An 18,330-nucleotide genomic window follows, 5' to 3' on the forward strand; every position below is an offset into this window, starting at 1 on the left:
CCCCTCGTGCGCTTTGTCATCCCGCCACAGGTCCCGGAGGCCCAGGCCGCGCAGGTGGTCGCCGCCAAAACCGGCGAACTGGCCCCCAACACCGGCAAGATCTTCCGCTTCGGCAAGGACCCGGCCCTGCTGGTGATGACCGCCAAGGGCGACTACCGCGCCTACTCCGCCATCTGCACCCATCTGGATTGCACCGTGCAGTATCGCGGCGATCTCGAACGCATCTGGTGCGCGTGCCATAACGGACACTACGATCTCAACGGCAACAACATTCAGGGGCCGCCGCCGGCCCCGCTCACCGTTTACAGCGTCGCCGTCCGCGGCGACCAGATCATCGTCTCGCGCACATGAACACGACCGCCTCCGCACGCGCCTGGAACTGGCTCGATGAACGCCTCGGCATCGGCGCCCTGCGCGATCTGGCGATGCACAAACGCGTCCCCATGCACCGCCATTCGCTCTGGTACTACCTCGGCGGCATGACGCTGTTTTGCTTTCTGATCCAGATCGTCACCGGCATTCTGCTGCTGGTCTATTACCGTCCGACCGCCGAGGCCGCCTTCGAGTCGGTCGAGTTCATCATGACCGAAGTGCCCTTCGGCTGGCTGGTGCGCTCGATTCACTCCTGGTCGGCGAACCTGATGCTCTTTTTCGCCTTCGTGCACATGTTCTCGGTCTTCTTCCTGCGCTCCTACCGGCGGCCGCGGGAATTGACCTGGGTCTCCGGCGCGCTGCTTCTGTTCCTGTCGCTGGGCTTCGGATTCTCCGGCTATCTGCTGCCCTGGAATCAACTGGCCTTCTTCGCCACCAAGGTCGGCACCGACATCCTGGGCGAGGTCCCGCTGATCGGCCACTGGCTCCTGACCGTTGCCCGCGGCGGCGATGATGTCACCGGCGCCACCCTCACCCGCTTCTTTGGCGTGCATGTCGCGATCCTGCCGATGATCGCCACCTTCTTTCTGGTCGCGCACCTGGCGCTGGTGCAGAAACACGGCATGAGTCTGCCGATCGGCGAGGAATACAAGAAGTCGCCGACCATTCCGTTCTTTCCCAACTTCGCCCTGCGCGATCTGGTCGGCTGGACCGTCGCGCTGGGTGTGCTGGTGCTCCTCGCCTCGATCTTCCCGTGGGAACTGGGGGAGAAGGCCGACCCGCTGGCGTCCGCCCCCGCCGGGATCCGTCCGGAATGGTTCTTTTGCTTCATGTTCCAGACGCTGAAATACATCCCGGCGCGAGTCTTCTTTGTCAGCGGCGAATTCCTCGGCATTCTCGGCTTCGGGCTGGGGGCCCTGCTTTTGATCCTGGTGCCGTTTCTCGACAAACGCGCCGCACGCGAGGAACGCAACCGTCTCCTGGCCGCCATCGGCTGGACCGTGCTGGTGTATATGATCGTCTTCACCTATCTGGCCTACGTCGCATGAAAAAGCCAACCATGATGGCTTCCGCGCCCGTTGTCCAATCGGCCCTGCTGGCCGCATTGGCCCTCTGCGCCCCGGCCGCCGCTCAGACCGGCTCCTCCAGCTGCATCACCTGCCACACACGCCTGACGGACGCCCGTCCGCACAACCCGACGGTGCGCATCCACGAGGATGTCCACCTGCAGAAGGGCTTGTCCTGCCATAACTGCCACGGCGGCAATCCGGCGGTTGGCGCTGCCGAGGAGGATGCCTCGCTCGCCCATGATTTCGACAAGGGCTTTGTCGGCGCCCCCGCCACCGCCGACATCCCCGCCTTCTGCGACCGCTGCCACGGCGATGTCGAATTCATGAAGCAGTACAATCCGAAACTGCGCGTCGATCAGTTGCTCGAATACAAGTCCAGCCACCACGGCAAAGCGCTGGCCGAAGGCAACACCGACGTCGCCACCTGTGTCTCCTGCCATGGCGTGCATGGCATCCTGCCCATCTCCGACACCCGCAGCCCGGTCTACAAGACCAACGTCGCCGCCACCTGCACCGGCTGCCACGCCAATGCGGCTCTGATGGCGCGGTATGGGTTCCCCCATGACCAGAAGGAGAAGTATGCCCGCTCGGTCCACGGCCGGAAGCTGGCGGCCGGCGATCTGGCCGCGCCGACCTGCAACAACTGCCACGGCAACCATGGCGCCACGCCCCCGGGGCTGACCTCCATCGCCAACGCCTGCGGCGAATGCCACGCCAACAACCGCGACTTCTTCAACGAGAGCCCGCACAAGGCCGCCTTCGCCGAACTCGGCGTCGCCGACTGCATCATCTGCCACAACCACCACGACATCGCCGAGCCCGACGACAGAATGATCGGCACCGGCTCCGGCTCAATGTGTATCACCTGTCATGCGGAGGGCGAGCCCGGATATCAAGCCGCCGCGTACATGGCCCATCAACTCGATTCGCTCAAGACCGCCCTGGCCGCCGCGCGCGGCCTGCTGGACCGCGCCGCCCGCGGCGGCGTCAATGTCGCCCTCGGCAAGTTCGACATGCATGCCGCCGATGATGCCTTGATCAAGGCCCGCACCGCGATCCATTACTTCGACACCACCAAATTCGGCGCGGTGATCGCCGCCGGGTTGGCGGATGCCGGACGGGTCATCGCCCATGGCGAGAATGCCCTTGACGATCTGCGCTTGCGGCGCCTTGGGTTGGGGTTCTCGCTGCCACTGATCATGCTGGTCGCCCTCGGACTTGTCTTGAAGATTCGCGCGCTGGAGCGCAACCATCCATCCCGCCCACAGGAGGTCCGTCATATGCCGTTGGCGCATTGGGGCACCGGGCGCATCCTGGTGGTCTGGGCCGCCGCCGCCGCCCTCGCAGTGGCCGTCAATCTCATCTCCGAGTCCGCCGCCTTCAAGTCGGCGCTCTTCTTCGACTACATCTTCCAACTGGTCTGGATCGTGCTTCTGGCTCCGGCCATTGTCCTGACCTACATCTGGGCCAACGTTCACCTCGACGAACCCGCGCGCCAGCGCGTGAAGAACGCGATGATTGCCACCGCGGTGATCCTCATCCTGCTGTGGCTGCGCTTCTCCTGCACGCGCTTCCGTTAGCGCCGGGATTGACAGGGACGTGGGGGACAGAGCATACTGTCCCCATGAGCGATTCCGCCATCTTCATCGGATTGGTGGCCTCGTTGCATTCTTCCGGAATGATCCAACTGGGCAAGCTGGCCAATCCCCTGACCGGTAAGGCCGAACGCGACCTTGATGCGGTCCGCCAGACCATCGATTTGCTCGCTATGCTCCAGCAAAAGACACGCGGCAATCTGACCGACGATGAAACGCGTTTCCTCGAACGCGCCCTCTTTGAATTGCGGATGAACTATGTCGAGGAATCACGCCATCCCGCCAGCGCTGTCGACGACAGACCCGGGTCCGCCCCCGGCGAGAATCCCGCGAACCATGCCCCGGACGCCTGAGTATCACCGGCGGGGGAGGACCGGACCATTCCGCTGTTTGGCGCGCACGGCCGGGTTTGGCGTTGACTGATCGCGCCCCTGTTCCGACTCTATCCCATGACGGCCGCCGGTATGTATGTGCACGCCCGGCGGCGGGTCGCTGTCACCGCACCGCAAGGGGGAGGGACGGTGGAAACCGCCAACGTGTCTGCGCCCGAAACCTGGCCCGCCTGGACTGCGCCCTTGCGCGAGCACTTGCGCGCTGCGGTGCCGCTGGGGCCTTTGACCACGCTGAAAATCGGCGGCCCCGCCGACTGGTATTTCCCCGCGACCACCGTCGATCAACTCGCCCTGGCGCTCACCGTCGCGCGCGAGCACCGAATCTCCTACACGCTGCTGGGCGACGGCTCCAATGTTCTGATCTCCGATCTGGGCATCCGCGGACTGGTGATCCATAACCGCGCCGGACGGATCGAACGCCGCGGAAACAATCTCCACTCCGAAGCGGGGGCGCTACTGGCCGCGCTGGTGGATCGGTCGCGCGATGAGTCGCTCACCGGGCTGGAGTTCGCTTCCGGCATTTATGGCAGCGTCGGCGGCGCGGTCTTCGGCAACGCCGGCGCCTATGGCAGGTCTATCGCTGACGTCCTCGTCGACGTCGAAGTCTTGACCCGCGACGGCGAACGCCTCCACTTGCCTCTGGAGAAAATGGAGTTCGCCTACCGCACATCGGGATGCGCCCGCAACGGCTGGACCGTGCTGGCCTGCGAAATCGGTCTGACGCCGGGGGATCGTGACGCCATCTCCGCCGAGATCGATCGCATCATTGGCATCCGCAGCGCCAAGCTCCCCGCCGACCTGCCATCGGCGGGATCATACTTCAAGAATATCGAAGATCCGAACGCTGAATACGGCAAAGTTCCGGCTGGAAAGCTACTGGAAGCCGTTGGGGCCAAGGAGCTTAAGGTGGGCGGCGCCGGAGTCTACGAAAAGCACGCCAACGTCATCGTCAACCTAGGTGGCGCCACCGCCCATGATGTTCTGGCGCTCGCCGAATTGATGAAATCCAGGGTCCGCGACGCCTACGGCATAGAGTTGCAAAGCGAGGTCCGTTTCATCGGCGAACCACATCCGGTCGGCGGATCATCCGCCTGAGTGTATCAGTGGGCGGAGTGTCGTCTGTTGCATTGCCACGGCAGCGCCCAGAAGGTATATTTTCCTGCTGAGCGGCATTGGGTTTGCTCGTTTATCGCCGACACCATTAACGAAAGGAGCGCGTATCGCCCGACTCGACTGATTAGGACTAACCCGTGAGGGTGGGTGTGCGTTACTGGCACTGCTTGGATTTGCACAATCGCATACGTCGTCGGTCGCGTGGGCCGGTCCTGTTGGCGCTGGCCATCTTGCTCTTTGTCGCGCGCGCCGACGTTTCCATTTGGGCCGCCCCGGGTCTGTCGCTCCCCTCGGATACCCTCTCGCTTTATTGGACGCTTGAACTGACCCCGCCGCCGCCGGATACCGTTGTCACGTTGCCGACGATGTATCTTCTGGCCGAGCCGCTCGGCCCGGTGAGCAGCGCGCCGACACCCGCGCCCAACCTGGCGGCCAGCCGCGGCGCCGCCACCACCCGTCTGTCGACCGCGCAACCGGTCGCGCAGACCGGCCGACGCGTCCTCCGGCAACACAAGGATTCCACCGAGGCCAACCCCTGGGCCCTCGATCTGCGTCTCGGCGAGCTCACCCGCCGCGATTCTCTCGATCTGCGCACCTACGAGGCCTTCCGCCGCCGCGAGGGACTGGTCCGTGTCTGGAACGACAGCGTCATCACCCTGCTCTCGCGCAGCGACCGTCAGAAACAGGGCGAACTCAAAATCGGCCTGCAACTGCCGTCGGCGGTCACCAGCATCGTCGGCGAAGGCGGCGCGGGACTGAAGGTCTCCGGCTATCAGCGCATCGCCTTCGCCGGACGCTCGCAATGGAACGATGGACAGAGCGTCTCCACGGTGAAACAGAACAAGTTTCCCTCGCTGAAAATGGAGCAGATCAACCGCTTCACCGTCGAGGGGACCATCGGCTCCAAGATCACCGTCTCGGTCGACCAGGACTCGCGCCGCACCACCGATCTGGAAAACCGCATCATCGTCCGTTACAAGTCCGACGAGGATGACATCATCCAGTCGATCGACCTCGGCAACACCACCATCGCGCTCTCCGACGCCCGTTTCATCGGTTACTCCGAGCGCATCCAGGGGCTCTTCGGTATCGGCATGGCCGGCAAACTCGGCGCCATCGACTGGAAGGCGATCGCCTCGCAGGAGAAGGGGAACACCGCCCGCTCGCGCCTGACCGCCGGCGCCAACGAGCAGGAAATCATCATCCGCGACTATCAGTTCGACCGCTATCGCTTCTTTGATGTCGGCCTCATCGGCGGCGTGAATTATCTCGCCCCCGGCGACCGGATCGTTGAATTCTGGCTTTATCAGGGCGTCGGCAGTCTTGACCCCAACCAGCCCGAGGCCGTCGCCTATCCGAATTCGCAACAGCCCAGCGCCTCCCCCGACTCGGTCAAGCAGCGTTTCCGCGAACTGGGCATCACCGAAGATTACGAACTGATCCAGGACACGGTCGCCGGCAAGTACTATGTCTTCTTCCCGACACGCCTGCAGAACATCCAGACGTCGGTGATCGCCTACTACATGGTCGTGCGGAAGGCGGACGGCGGCACGCTCACCTTCGGCAATCGCAGCACCTCGCCCTTCCGGTTGCAGATGCTCAAACGGGCCAACCCGCAGCCCTCCGACCCGCTCTGGGACGCCGAGTGGAAAAACGTCTACGACCTGCGCATCCGCAACATCGACTACCTGCAGCTCGATCTGGACATCTACAAGGGCGCCGTCGGCGACGAGGCCAACCGCGCCAACAAGAATCAGCAGTCCGACGGCCAATACTACCTGCGCATCTTTGATCTGGACCGGACCAACTCGACCGGCGCGGCCACCCCCGACGGCAAGGTTGATGACAACGCCGCCATCCTCGATACCACCCGCGGCCTGCTCATCTTCCCCTCACGACGGCCCTTTGCCGACAACGAGCTGTTGCTCCAGAAGATTCCGAGTCTCTACACCTCGGCCAATCCCAATGACCTGCGTGATTCATCGAAGTACTACCTGAAGCTGACCTCGCGCCAGCGCTCCAAGCAGGTCTCGCTGGGCACCATCAACATCCTTGAGGGCTCCGAAGTCGTCACCAAGAACGGCCAACGCCTCTCGCGCGACCTGCATTACGAAATCGATTACACCACCGGCATCGTCACGTTCATCGACGACAACGTGCTCGACCCGACCGCCACGGTGACGATTGACTACGAATACGCGCCCTTTATCTCGGCGGAGAAACGCACGCTCTTCGGCTTTTCGGCCAAATACGAGCCCACCTCGACGTTGCGCACCGGCGCGACCATGCTCTACAAGGGCACCAAGGCCACCGACCGTCCCGCGCAACTGGGCGCCGAGCCCTACCGCGACTTCGTCGGCGAGTACTTCCTCAATTGGTCGACTTCGCCGGCCTTCCTGACGGCGATGGCCAACGCCATCCCGCTGGTCAATACCAAGGCCAATTCCGCGCTCTCCTTCCAGGGGGCGATTGCCCGCTCGATGCCCAATCCCAACACGCGCGGCAGCGTCTTTATCGACGATTTCGAAGGGACCAAGCGCGCCTCCGGGCTGGGTGTGATCCGCGAGTCCTGGTCGATCGCCTCGCCGCCGTATGCCGCCAACGGCTCCGATCTCCTGCCGACCCGCGGCCTCCATGATCCGGCGTTCATCTGGTTTAACCCATACACGCAATTCCAGGACATCGACATCTATGACCGCGATCCCAACCGCGACCGCACCGCCGACCGCCGCACCCATGTGCTGGTCCTCGAGGCGCGGCCGCAGAGATCGCAGACCCGCGAGGCCGGCGATCCCAACACTGCCGCCTGGGGCGGCATCATGCGCGGGCTGCCCTTCTCGCAATGGGATCAGTCGCGCGCCGAGTACCTCGAAATCCGCATGGCGGTGGTCCGCCGCGGCAACAACGCCGGCGTGCTGCGCGTCGATCTCGGACGCATCACCGAGGATGTCAACGACAACGGCAGTCTCGACACCGAAGACCGCCCCGAAGGACCCGGCCTGCCGCCCAACAAGATTCTCGACATCGGCGAGGACATCGGGCTGGATGGTCTGGCCGACGTCGATGAAGTCAGCGCCGATGGCACCCCTTACGATCCGGTGACCAACCCCGACCCGGCCGGCGACAACTGGTCCTACGACAGCGATCCCGACACGCGCAACAACTACGACCACATCAACGGAACCGAGAACTCGCTCTCCGACCCCGTGCGCGGCTCGCGTCCCGACACCGAGGACCTCGGCGGCGAATCGGAGTTTGACCGCGTCAACGCCTACTACGAGCTGGCGATCAACCTCGATGACGAGTTCGATCCGGCCCTGGTGCAGAATTCCGAGAAGACCTCCGGTGACGTCACCGGCTTCGCCAACGCCCTGGTCTGGAAAACCTACCGCATTCCGCTGTGGGATTCGAAGTACTACCAGACCTTCGCCGACCCCGGCGTCAAGCCCGACTCCAATCAGATCCAGTATGCGCGTCTCTGGCTCTCCGGCGCCGACTCGACCACGCGCATCTACATCGCCGCCGCTGACATCGTCGAGCGCACCTGGAAGTCCACGCTCGTCGGCGCCGACACCATCACCGCCCAACCCGCCCCCGACTTCCAACTGGGCGTCAAGAACACCGAGGAGAACGCCGACTACTTCTCGCCCCCCGGCGTCAGCGGCTACCGCGACCCGCGCACCAACTACCGCGAGAAGGAACAGTCGCTGATTCTGGTTCATCAGAACTTCCGCGCCGGCAACGAGGGCAAAGCCGAAATCACCGTCACCAAGGAAGACTTCACCGGCTACCGCTCTCTGGCCATGTGGGTCCACGCCGACTCGTCGGCGCGCGACGGCAAGACCCTGTTCTACCTGCGGTTCGGGCAGAACGCGCAGAATTACTACGAGTACATCGACACCCTGCGCTATGTCGACAACCACGACGAGAACTGGCGCGCCAACCAGATGCTGATTGATTTCAACCAGATCACCGCGCTGAAGGATTCCACCGGAGTTGGACGCGCTGGCGGCCCGGAATATGTCTACGATCCGGTCTATCGCACCGGCATCTATGGCCAGCCCAGTCTCGCCAGCATCATCTACCGCGAGATCGGCATTCTCCGTGTCGGCGACCCCAATGATCCACCGGTGTCCGGCGAGACCTGGTTCGATGAACTGCGCCTGGTGGAAGTGCGCAAGGATCCCGGTCTGGCCGCCTCGGGACGCCTCACTGTCCAGATGGCGGACCTGATCGGCGGCACCGTCGGCCTCGATGCCAAGACCTATTCCTTCCGCCAGCTGAACGAGGGCCGCAGTTCCAGCGTCCAAGCCGGCGGCGACCAGATGAAGTACAGCGCCAACGGCAACATCGCCGTGCACAAGTTCTTCCCCGAGGCACTCGGCGTCAATCTGCCGATCTCGGTCACCTACAACAAGGACGTCAACACCCCGCGGCTGCTCACCGGTTCGGACATCGTATTGACCAAGAAACGACAGGAAACCGAGCGCTCCACCATGATCAGCGAGGGGCTCTCGATCCCGGTTACGATCCGTCCCAAGTCGACCAACTGGCTGGTCACCTCGACGCTGAGCGCGCTCACCACGCGGTTCTCGCTGACCCGCTCGCGGCAGTGGACACCGACACGGCCGTATTCGGAGGCCAACGGCTACACCGCCTATGCCGACTACAAACTGAAGTTCGGCGAGCGGCTCACCTTCCCGCCGCTTTTCTGGACACGCTATCTGCTGTTCCCGAAGCGCCTCTATGCCACGCCGTTCTCCATTCTGCCGACCGACTTCCGGGCGCAGGGGACGATGCAGCGCACTCGGTCGCTGCAGATCAGCACCCTCGGCGATGCGACGGAATCGTATGTGCGTTCGTTCAATGGTTCCGCCGGCGTGAACTTTTCTCCGATCCCGTCGGTCGCCGTCAAGTTCGATATGACGACCAATCGCGACCTGTCGGAAGATAACGATCTGAACCTGTCGCTCAATCCCAAGAAGTTCAAGTTCGGCCGGGAACTCGGCTACTCGCAAAACGCCAGCGCCAGTTACCGTCCCAATCTTGTCTCGTTCCTGGCGCCGACGTTCAACTACACCACGGTCTTCAACGACAAGATCGACCGTCTCAACGACGACCACGATGTCTCGGGATCGCGCAGTTGGTCGATCTCCGGCACCTTCGAGCCGGCGAAGTTCTGGGGTTTCATGGGCGCGCGCGCCAAGGCGGGCGGCGGCGCCAGTCGCGCCGCCGGCAATCAGCCGCGCACCGACAAGCGGATGGGCGCCCGCGCGCAGCAACAAGATCGCGACAAGGAAGAGAAACCCGACACCACCGAGGCGCCCAAACCCGCCGCCACCGGCGGCGGCGCCATGCCCGTCGATGCCTGGCGATCGCTCATGGGCGGTCTCCGCTGGCTCACTTCACCCATCGGCGCGACCACCCTCAACTATGGCCGCTCCAACGGCGACACGCGCCGCGATCTCGACAACCGGCCCACCTGGCGGTACCGATTCGGTTTCGATCTCGATGAGCGGACGCCCCTGGCCCCCAACCTCGGCAGCGGCTCGCAGATTCTGGTCAACACAAAATCCGACAAGGAAACCTTCAGCGCCAAAAACCAGATCAACCTCTTCGGCGTGATCAATCTCAGCAGCGGCTACACCGCCAACAAGACCTCGACGATCAAGGCCGGCTCCTCCAGTAACGCCACCGAAGGCGTCATCTTCCCGTCGCTGTCCACCGGTCTGCAGCGCCTGGAGCGTTTCTTCCTGTTGCGCTGGCTGTTCTCCTCCGCCTCGGCCCGCTTCGGCTATGAGCGCAAGCGCGACGAGGCCTTCACCGGCGGCGTGCGCCAGTCGGAGACGATCACCAAGCAGTTCGCGCCGCTGTTCTCGGTGCAGGGCACGACCAAAAACGGGATCACCACCAACGTCAGCTACGATGTCGGCGACGCCGAGACCCGGCAGTTCAACAACCGCCAGATCCTGCGCAAGGAGGCCAGTTCGCTGCGCATCACCGGCAACTACTCCTTCTCCTCGCCCAACGGCATCCCGCTGCCGATCCTGCGCGGCCTGCGGCTGCGCTCAACCATGTCGCTGTCGGTGGGCATCAACTACAAAATCGACGAGTCCTACAACCGACCCGACAGCGTGGCGAGTTTCACGCTCACCGGCTCGAGCAAGTCGCTGTCGATCACCCCGCAGGCGACCTACTCCTTCTCGATGCGCGTCAAGGGCGGGATGACCGCCGAGTGGACCGACCGCAACGACATCTCGCCCAGCTCCGGCCGCCGCAAGACCCATGTCCGCAGTCTCGGATTCTGGGCCGAGTTCACCTTCTAAGTCCGGTTACTCCCGGCCGATCCTCGCGCTACCGCGCGCCGCCGTCATCCCCTATACTCTCCCCATGCGCATCGCCCTGACTCTGCTTCTGGCGCTCTCCGCCGTGGCCTGCGCCGCGCCGCAACCGACCTTCGACGGCGACCGCGCCTTCGCCGATTTGGCCCGCCAGGTGCAGTTCGGCCCGCGCATCCCCGGCAGCGGCGGCCACCTCCAGTGCGTCGAGTGGATCATCGCCCAATTGCGCCCGCTGGCCGACTCGGTCTGGACCCAGCCCTTCCGCGGCGTCATCCTCGGCCGCTCCGACACCGTGGCGATGATGAACATCATCGCCCGCTTCAATCCCGACGCCGGGGAGAGGATTCTGCTCAGTGCGCACTGGGACACACGGCCCCATGCCGACTTCGATCCCGATTCGACGCTCCGCGCCCAGCCCATCGCCGGCGCCAACGATGGCGCCTCCGGCGTCGCCGTGCTCCTCGAATTGGCGCGCCTGTTTGACTCGATGCCGCCGCCGATCGGCGTCGATCTGGCTTTCTATGACGGCGAGGACAGCGGCGACTATGGCGACAGCCCCGGACGCTGGTGCCAGGGTTCATTTCACTTCGCCGCCCGTCTGCCCGCCCGCTACCGCTGGGCGATCAACGTTGACATGATCGGCGACAAGGATCTGACAATCCCCATCGAAGCCAATTCATACCGCCTCGCGCCCGAACTGGTCGATCGCGTCTGGTCCCAGGCCGAAAAACTGGGCGAGACCGCCTTTCAGCGCGCGCGCGGCAGCGATGTCTTCGATGACCACATGCCCCTGCTGGCCAAGGGCATCACCGCCATCAACATCATCGACTTCGACTATCCCCATTGGCACACCACCCACGACACGATCGACAAGTGCGCTCCGGCGTCGCTGACGGCCGTCGGACGCGTCTTGGTCGGCGTGGTCTATGACCTCTGATGCCCGACCGCGATTCTGACCATCACGCCGGGCCGTATGGCTTCAGCCGCCGCGAGATCGTCGCGCTTTTGGCGCTCGCGCTCGTCGGTTGCGCGTTGGTGGCCATCGATCACTGGGCCGAAAGCCGCCGTCCCCAGGCGCCCGTCTGGGCGTTGGAGGATGTCTTCCTCGAACCGCGTGCCGAGCCCGACTCCGCCCGACACGCCGGCGATTCAGCCGCCGCGCGTCCCCGTCGCGACTACGCCCAGGAGATCGACATCAACACCGCCGATGTGCGCGCCCTGGCGCGTCTGCCCGGCATCGGCCCGGAGCTGGCGCGACGGATCGTCGCCGAACGAGACGCCAACGGCGCCTTCGTCAATCTGATCGATCTGCAGCGTGTCCGCGGCATCGGCCCGCGCAAGGCCGCGATGCTCTCCGGCTGGGTCAGATTCTCCCAGCCCGCCGCCGACACCGCGGGCAAGGGAGGGCAGCCGTGAGGATCATCGCCGGCCGCTTCAAGGGACGCCGTCTTGCGCCGGTTCCCGATCCCGCCGTACGCTCCACCGCCGACCGGGTCAAGGAATCGCTCTTCAATATTCTCATGCACGATGTCCCCGGCGCGGTGGTGCTCGATTTGTTTTGCGGCGCCGGCACACTCGGCCTCGAGGCGATCTCGCGCGGCGCCGCGCAGGTCGTCTTCGTCGATCGCTCGCCGAAATCGCTGCGCAAGACGCTCGACAACGCCAGGTCGCTGGGCATCGGGTCGGAGATGGAGACCCTTCGCGCCGATGCGTTGGCCGCGCTCAAATCGCTGCGCGCCGACCGTCACGCCTTCACGCTCATCCTCGCCGATCCGCCCTATGGCGAGGGCTGGCCGGCCAAGGTCCTGCGCGCCGTCGCCGCCGCCGACTGCCGCGCCGATGAGGGGGTCCTGGTCATCGAATCGCACAAGAAGGATGAACCCGGCGATCCGCCCCCGGGATTTTCCGTCTGGACTACGCGGCGCTTTGGCGATACTCTGCTTTCCTTCTGGCGCTGGGCGCCCAGCCAATCGCAGGAGCCATCATGACCAAGTCCGCCGCCAATGACCGTCTCGGCATCTATCCCGGCACCTTCGACCCGATCACCAACGGCCATCTCGACTTGATCGACCGCGCCCTGCATCTGTTCGACCGCTTGTTGATCGCCGTGGCGATCAACCCCAACAAGTCGCCGCTGTTTTCCGGCGCCGAGCGGGTCAAGCTCATCCGCGAATCGCTCCCGTTCCTGAAGGCGCAGGACTGGGCCGAGCGTGTCGAGGTGGTCGAGTTCGAGGGGCTCACCGCCTATCTGGCCACCGACCGCAAGGCGCTTTCGATCATCCGCGGTCTACGCGCGGTCTCCGACTTTGAGTTCGAATTTCAGATCGCCCTCACCAACCGCTCACTGGCCCCCACGGTCGAGACCGTGTTTCTGATGCCCAACGCCAAATACACCTATCTCTCCTCGGCCATCATCAAGGATGTTGCCCGCCACGGCGGAGATGTCGCCGCCTTTGTTCCACCCCCGGTCCTCACCGCCCTGCGCAACCGCTTCGCCCGTCACTGAACGCCCATCATTTTGTGCACGGGCAGGTCAGAGACCCGACGCTACAATTCCAATTCACGTTTCAATACCCAACATTGTCATCCCGATCCGCCGCAGGCGGAGAGGGATCTGCTTTTCCCACCGACGGTCAAAAGCAAATGCTTCGCTCCGCTCAGCATGACAAGACCGGACGGCAACAGGGGAGAACCCCATCCACGCAATGCATGATATACCGGGAGGGCGAGCCTCCCGGTGAGCCGCCGCAGCATGATGACCACGTCGCATCCATGTCCATCGCTGTCCCCCGAACAGACTCGCGTATTGGCGACCAACGCGCCCGCCATCCGCAGCGGCTCGGCAGGATCCTCGCCCTCCCATTCGCATCGATCATTCTCGATCGGGAGGGCGAGGCTTCCGCCGAGCCTGCTCTTTGCCGGCGGCACCCCGGGCAGGTCTCAGACCCGCCCCTACAATCGCAATTCGCATTCAAACACCCACCATTGTCTGTTTCGCTGCGCCCCGCATTACAACCTTGGAGGCACATCGGATGCGACCCCCGCCGCTCTTTACTACCCCCCGGCAATTGCCGTTATTACCACGGCATGGCCAGCGTCTTCGAACGACAACTTAAACGCCTCGGCCTGTTTGGGCTGACACGGCTGTCGCGCACGCCCCGGCAGGGGCGAGCCGACATCGACCATACGGCCGTGCGCCGCATCCTGGTCGTTCGTCCCGATGAACGCATCGGCAACGCCATCCTGATCATCCCGTTGCTCAATGCCCTGCGCGGGCACTACCCGCAGGCGCGTCTCTCGCTGGTCATGGCGCGCCGGTATTGGGATCTGCGCGAGTGGATCCCTTCCGTCGATGAGTTCATCCCCTTCGACAAGCGGAGCTATGCCCGCAACCCGATCGCGTTCGCGGCGTTCATCCGCCGTCTGCGCAAATGCCGCTACGATCTGGTCTTCGACGCCGCCGGCGATCATTCCGTGTCGTTCACGCACCTGGCCATCGCCGCCTGCTCCGGCGGACGCTTTCGCATCGGCCATGACCGCGGCGGGGCGGGGCAGTGCTATGAAGTCCCTGTCCCGGTCGCTCCGGATGATCGCCACGAGACCGAGCGTCACCTCGATCTTTTGCGCGCGATTGCCGCTGTCGATCCCGACCCGCGTCCCCTGCTCAAGCCGCTGGCCGACCACGGCGCCGCCGAACGGATCTGGCGCGACCAGGGGTGGCGCAGCGATAAGCCCACCGTGATCATCCATCCCGGCGCGCGCGGTCGCAAACGCTGGCCGGCCGTGCACTTCGCCGCCGTCGCCAACCGTCTCGCCGCGCAGGGCTGCCAGGTTGGCGTGGTCTGGGGACCGGCCGACACGCAGGCCGCCGAGGAGATGATGCGCGCGGTCGACTCCGGCGTTCGCCCGCTCGGTATCCTCCGCTTTCATGATTTCGTCGCGGCGGTTGCCGCCGCCGAGGTCTTTTTCTCCGGCGACTGCGGCCCGATGCATCTGGCCGCCGCCACACCCCCTCGGCAAGCGGTCGTCACCGTCTTCGTGGTCGACAAACTCGCCCGCTACCGCCCGCTCGGCCCGCGCGACATCGCCGTCCTCGACGATCCCGACCATCCTGACATCGCAGGGATCACCGCGCGCATTCTTTCGCTGGTCGAAATCGGCGCATTGACCGCCGCCTCCAGGAGCGCGATCGCGTGAGCGCCACCGCCCCAACCCGACGCTCGCCGTTGTGGCGGTTTGTCGCCTATATCCGTCCGCACCGCGCGCTGGTGGTCTGGTCGGTCGCCGCCACCGTGTTGTTCGTTCTGCTCTCGGCATTGCAGATCTGGCTCATCGGTCCGTTGGTCGGCGCGCTTTTCGGCCAACTCCCCAGCGCCGCCTCGCCCGCGGTCGAGACCCTCTCCGGCGGCGGCATCGATCAGATGTTCGCCGGCATCAAGGTCGCGTTCCACCGTTTCCTGCGCGATTTGATGGTCACCGACGACACCACCGCGACGCTGGCGCGGCTGTGTGTCGCCATCCTCATCATCTCGCTGCTCAAGGCGGTCTTCGGCTACATCCAGTCGTTCACCGTCGCCCTGGCCCAGCAACGGATCATCCGCATCCTGCGCGACCGGATGTTCGAGCACTACCATGACCTCTCGCTGGCCTACTTCACCCGCACCCGCACCGGACAGGTGATTTCGCGCGTCGGCAACGATGTTCGCATCCTCAACGACATGCTCGATCTGGCCCTCGGACGCCTCTTCCGCGATCCGCTTCTGGTGCTGGTGCTCTTGATTTCGCTGTTTGTGCTCAACTGGCGTCTGACGCTTCTGGCGATGCTGGTCCTGCCGCTGGCAATCGGCGCGATGACATTGGTCTGGCGCTACATCCGCCGCTACTCCCGACGCGCCCAGGAACGCATGGGCGACATCTCCTCGATCCTCGAGGAATCGATCGGCGGCGTGCGCGTCGTGAAGGCATTCGGACGCGAGGATCATGAAAAAGCCCGCTTCGCCGAGGCGAACAAGGGATACTACAAGGCGATGGTGAAGATGGCCCGCGCCCGTCTGGCCAGCTCGCCGATCAACGAATTCCTCGGCACCGTCGCGGGCGTCATCATCCTCTGGTTCGGCGGGTTGACCGTGCTTGATGGTTCCGGCTTCACGCCCAGCGAGTTCATGACCTATGTTCTCCTGGTCTTTTCGCTCATCCAGCCGGTCAAGGCGCTGGCGGGCGTGCATGCCCGCCTCGCCGAGGGCGAAGCCGCCGCCGAGCGTGTCTTCGAGGCGCTCGACACGCCCGTCGATGTCAAGGACGCCCCCGACGCGCAACCCTTGCGCGGCTTTCATTCCGAAATCCGCTTCGACCGTGTCTCGTTCTCCTATGGCGGCGAGCTGGTCCTGCGCGACATCGACTTGACCATCAAACGCGGCCAATCGGTGGCCCTGGTCGGCCCCTCCGGCGGCGGCAAGTCGACCCTCTGCGACCTTCTGGCCCGTTTCTATGATCCCGTCGCCGGCGCCATCACCATCGACGGCCATGATCTGCGTTCGCTCACCGCCAGATCCCTGCGCGACCATCTCGGCGTCGTCACCCAGGATGTCGTTCTCTTCTATGACACGGTGGCGCGCAACATCGCCTACGGCTACGATCCCATCGATCCCGACCGGCTGCGCCGCGCCGCCGATGCCGCCTATGCGCTCGAATTCATCGAGGCGCTGCCGGAGAAGTGGAACACGTTGATCGGCCCGCGCGGCGTCAAACTCTCGGGCGGCCAGCGCCAGCGGCTGGCCATCGCCCGCGCCATCTTCAAGGACCCGCCGATCCTGATCTTCGATGAGGCCACCTCCTCTCTCGACACCGAATCCGAATTCGCGGTCCAGCGCGCCATCGACAACCTGCTGGCCGACCGCACCGCGCTCATCGTGGCGCATCGCCTCTCGACCGTGCGCCGCGCCGATCTGATCGTCGTCCTCGACAAGGGGCAGATCGTCGAGCGCGGCACCCACGAGGAACTGATCGTCCGCGACGGCCTCTACCGCCGTCTGCATAACTTACAGTTTGAAGCAGAGGCTCTTCTGCAGCCGGTCACAAGAACTGGGGAAGGAGAAACTCATACATGACATTCATTATCATCGCGATCACGATTGTGATCGCCGTATGGGTGATATGGATTGCTTCAAGAACACTCTCCGATCAGCACACAAGCAGCACACTTCATCGCGATGTCTTACGTGGCCAGAAGACGGACGAACCCTCGGAAGATTATGATGAACCCATGCCTAAAGCGGCCACGCCTGGAATCTGGATCCTCAATCCCGGGTCGAACTTCACCCTTTCTGTGAAGTGCGGCTCAGCGGAGATCGCTACTCGACTGAGACTCGCGCTGGATGCGGCGATGGATTCTGGCGGCGAACTTGCAGATATTACTTCAATCATTGCAGAGCATAACGTTCGATGCCAGGAGATTGATTTGTATGTTCAGGAATACAGGCCGAAATACTTGGCTAGAGTCGCCGAGTTATCGCAATCCGTTGTCGGATGGTCGGATCTGTCCGACGCAGATCGCCGAGACGTGCTCGCCGAGTGCAGTGACAAGGCCTTGTTAGATCTTGATGTCATCCCGTTTGCAGATCTCAAGGTCCTGTTTGAAAACGAACCGTCGGATGAACGTTTAGACGATGAATTGCTTCGGACTTATGGGCATGAGATACTGCGACTCTATCTTTCGTACTACCGCTCAGATGGCGAAGCTGTTAGAATTCCGGCACAGCATCATCACCGTCGCCGCTTTGAGGAACTCGTTGAGAGGAATCTCGCGATACGCGGAAGCGCGATACCTACGGATAAGATTCTCTCGACGTTCACTTTGAAGTCGATGAATCTGATCGGGGAAAAGTGTGGATTGCCGCGATTCACACGAAAAGCAAAGGCCATCGAGGCACTCTGCTCTGCACCGGAAATCGAAAAGAAGCTTGGCGAGACATTCGCCTTACGGGAGCTCTTCCTACTTAAGCCACTTCCCGACTTTGGAGACCCGGGGAAACTCGAGGCGCTAGAGGAAGGCTGGGAATGGAGCCGAGCTGTAGCGGAATTGCTGGAGCATACTTATGCAATGTCCAAGTATGCCACTCGACCACCGGCGGAACTACGGGAGGAGGCTGCGTTCGTCGCTGGCTGGGAGATAATCCCGATTACTGGGACGCCCTGCCGCTTCTGCCAGCAGGCATCCGGGCGGAAATTTGGCCCTCGGGACTACCCCAAGGTGCCGCTCCATGTCGGCTGCCGATGTACCGTGTCGCCACTCATTTGAGCAGAGATGAGCTTTGTAAAGCATGCGCTCTTCTGTGATTCGCTCCCCTTCTGGGGCGGGGGAGAGCATTGGATTGTGCAGGTGGGCTCCGCCCTGGCCGCGCGCGGCTGGCGGGTCACCGTGGCCGGACGACACCACGCTGAACTGATC

13 protein-coding genes are annotated in these 18,330 nt (G+C 63.7%); all 13 read left to right on the plus strand.

The features are described 5' to 3' along the window. Positions 1 to 351, plus strand: a 351-nt coding sequence (locus VNN55_03795; protein ID HWO56671.1) for a Rieske (2Fe-2S) protein, incomplete at its 5' end; no start/stop codon positions are given. Continuing rightward, on the plus strand, positions 348 to 1,421 hold the full coding sequence (locus tag VNN55_03800; GenBank protein ID HWO56672.1) for a cytochrome bc complex cytochrome b subunit: 1,074 nt from the start codon (positions 348 to 350) through the stop codon (positions 1,419 to 1,421). The genes VNN55_03795 and VNN55_03800, both read left to right, overlap by 4 nt. Next, positions 1,418 to 3,022, plus strand: a complete 1,605-nt coding sequence (locus VNN55_03805; protein ID HWO56673.1) for a cytochrome c3 family protein — start codon at positions 1,418 to 1,420, stop codon at positions 3,020 to 3,022. Before VNN55_03800 ends, VNN55_03805 begins: the two co-directional genes overlap by 4 nt. A 44-nt stretch (positions 3,023 to 3,066) precedes the next feature. Continuing rightward, positions 3,067 to 3,390 carry a DUF1844 domain-containing protein gene (locus tag VNN55_03810; GenBank protein ID HWO56674.1) on the plus strand — a complete coding sequence of 108 codons (324 nt, stop codon included), beginning with the start codon at positions 3,067 to 3,069 and terminating at the stop codon, positions 3,388 to 3,390. A gap of 168 nt (positions 3,391 to 3,558) precedes the next feature. Further along, positions 3,559 to 4,524: a UDP-N-acetylmuramate dehydrogenase gene (gene murB, locus VNN55_03815; protein HWO56675.1), complete on the plus strand. Its 966-nt coding sequence runs from the start codon at positions 3,559 to 3,561 to the stop codon at positions 4,522 to 4,524. A 233-nt stretch (positions 4,525 to 4,757) separates the two neighbouring features. Further along, positions 4,758 to 10,868, plus strand: a complete 6,111-nt coding sequence (sprA, locus tag VNN55_03820; protein HWO56676.1) for a cell surface protein SprA — start codon at positions 4,758 to 4,760, stop codon at positions 10,866 to 10,868. 64 nt (positions 10,869 to 10,932) lie between these two features. Beyond that, on the plus strand, positions 10,933 to 11,820 hold the full coding sequence (locus tag VNN55_03825) for a M28 family peptidase (protein HWO56677.1): 888 nt from the start codon (positions 10,933 to 10,935) through the stop codon (positions 11,818 to 11,820). After that, positions 11,820 to 12,299, plus strand: coding sequence for a ComEA family DNA-binding protein (locus tag VNN55_03830; GenBank protein ID HWO56678.1), 480 nt, complete (start codon positions 11,820 to 11,822; stop codon positions 12,297 to 12,299). The genes VNN55_03825 and VNN55_03830 overlap by 1 nt, the downstream gene beginning before the upstream one ends. Then, positions 12,296 to 12,871 carry a 16S rRNA (guanine(966)-N(2))-methyltransferase RsmD gene (gene rsmD, locus VNN55_03835; protein ID HWO56679.1) on the plus strand — a complete coding sequence of 192 codons (576 nt, stop codon included), beginning with the start codon at positions 12,296 to 12,298 and terminating at the stop codon, positions 12,869 to 12,871. Before VNN55_03830 ends, rsmD begins: the two co-directional genes overlap by 4 nt. Next, positions 12,868 to 13,389, plus strand: a complete 522-nt coding sequence (gene coaD, locus VNN55_03840; GenBank protein ID HWO56680.1) for a pantetheine-phosphate adenylyltransferase — start codon at positions 12,868 to 12,870, stop codon at positions 13,387 to 13,389. The genes rsmD and coaD overlap by 4 nt, the downstream gene beginning before the upstream one ends. A gap of 581 nt (positions 13,390 to 13,970) precedes the next feature. After that, positions 13,971 to 15,080: a glycosyltransferase family 9 protein gene (locus VNN55_03845; GenBank protein HWO56681.1), complete on the plus strand. Its 1,110-nt coding sequence runs from the start codon at positions 13,971 to 13,973 to the stop codon at positions 15,078 to 15,080. After that, entirely contained in the window at positions 15,077 to 16,990 is a 1,914-nt protein-coding gene (locus VNN55_03850; GenBank protein HWO56682.1) for an ABC transporter ATP-binding protein, read from the plus strand. The genes VNN55_03845 and VNN55_03850 overlap by 4 nt, the downstream gene beginning before the upstream one ends. Continuing rightward, complete coding sequence (locus VNN55_03855) at positions 16,987 to 18,180, plus strand: hypothetical protein (protein HWO56683.1); 1,194 nt, start codon at positions 16,987 to 16,989, stop codon at positions 18,178 to 18,180. Before VNN55_03850 ends, VNN55_03855 begins: the two co-directional genes overlap by 4 nt. Positions 18,181 to 18,330 lie beyond the last annotated feature (150 nt).

Source organism: bacterium (assembly GCA_035559435.1).
Lineage (GTDB): Bacteria > Zixibacteria > MSB-5A5 > WJJR01 > WJJR01 > JACQFV01.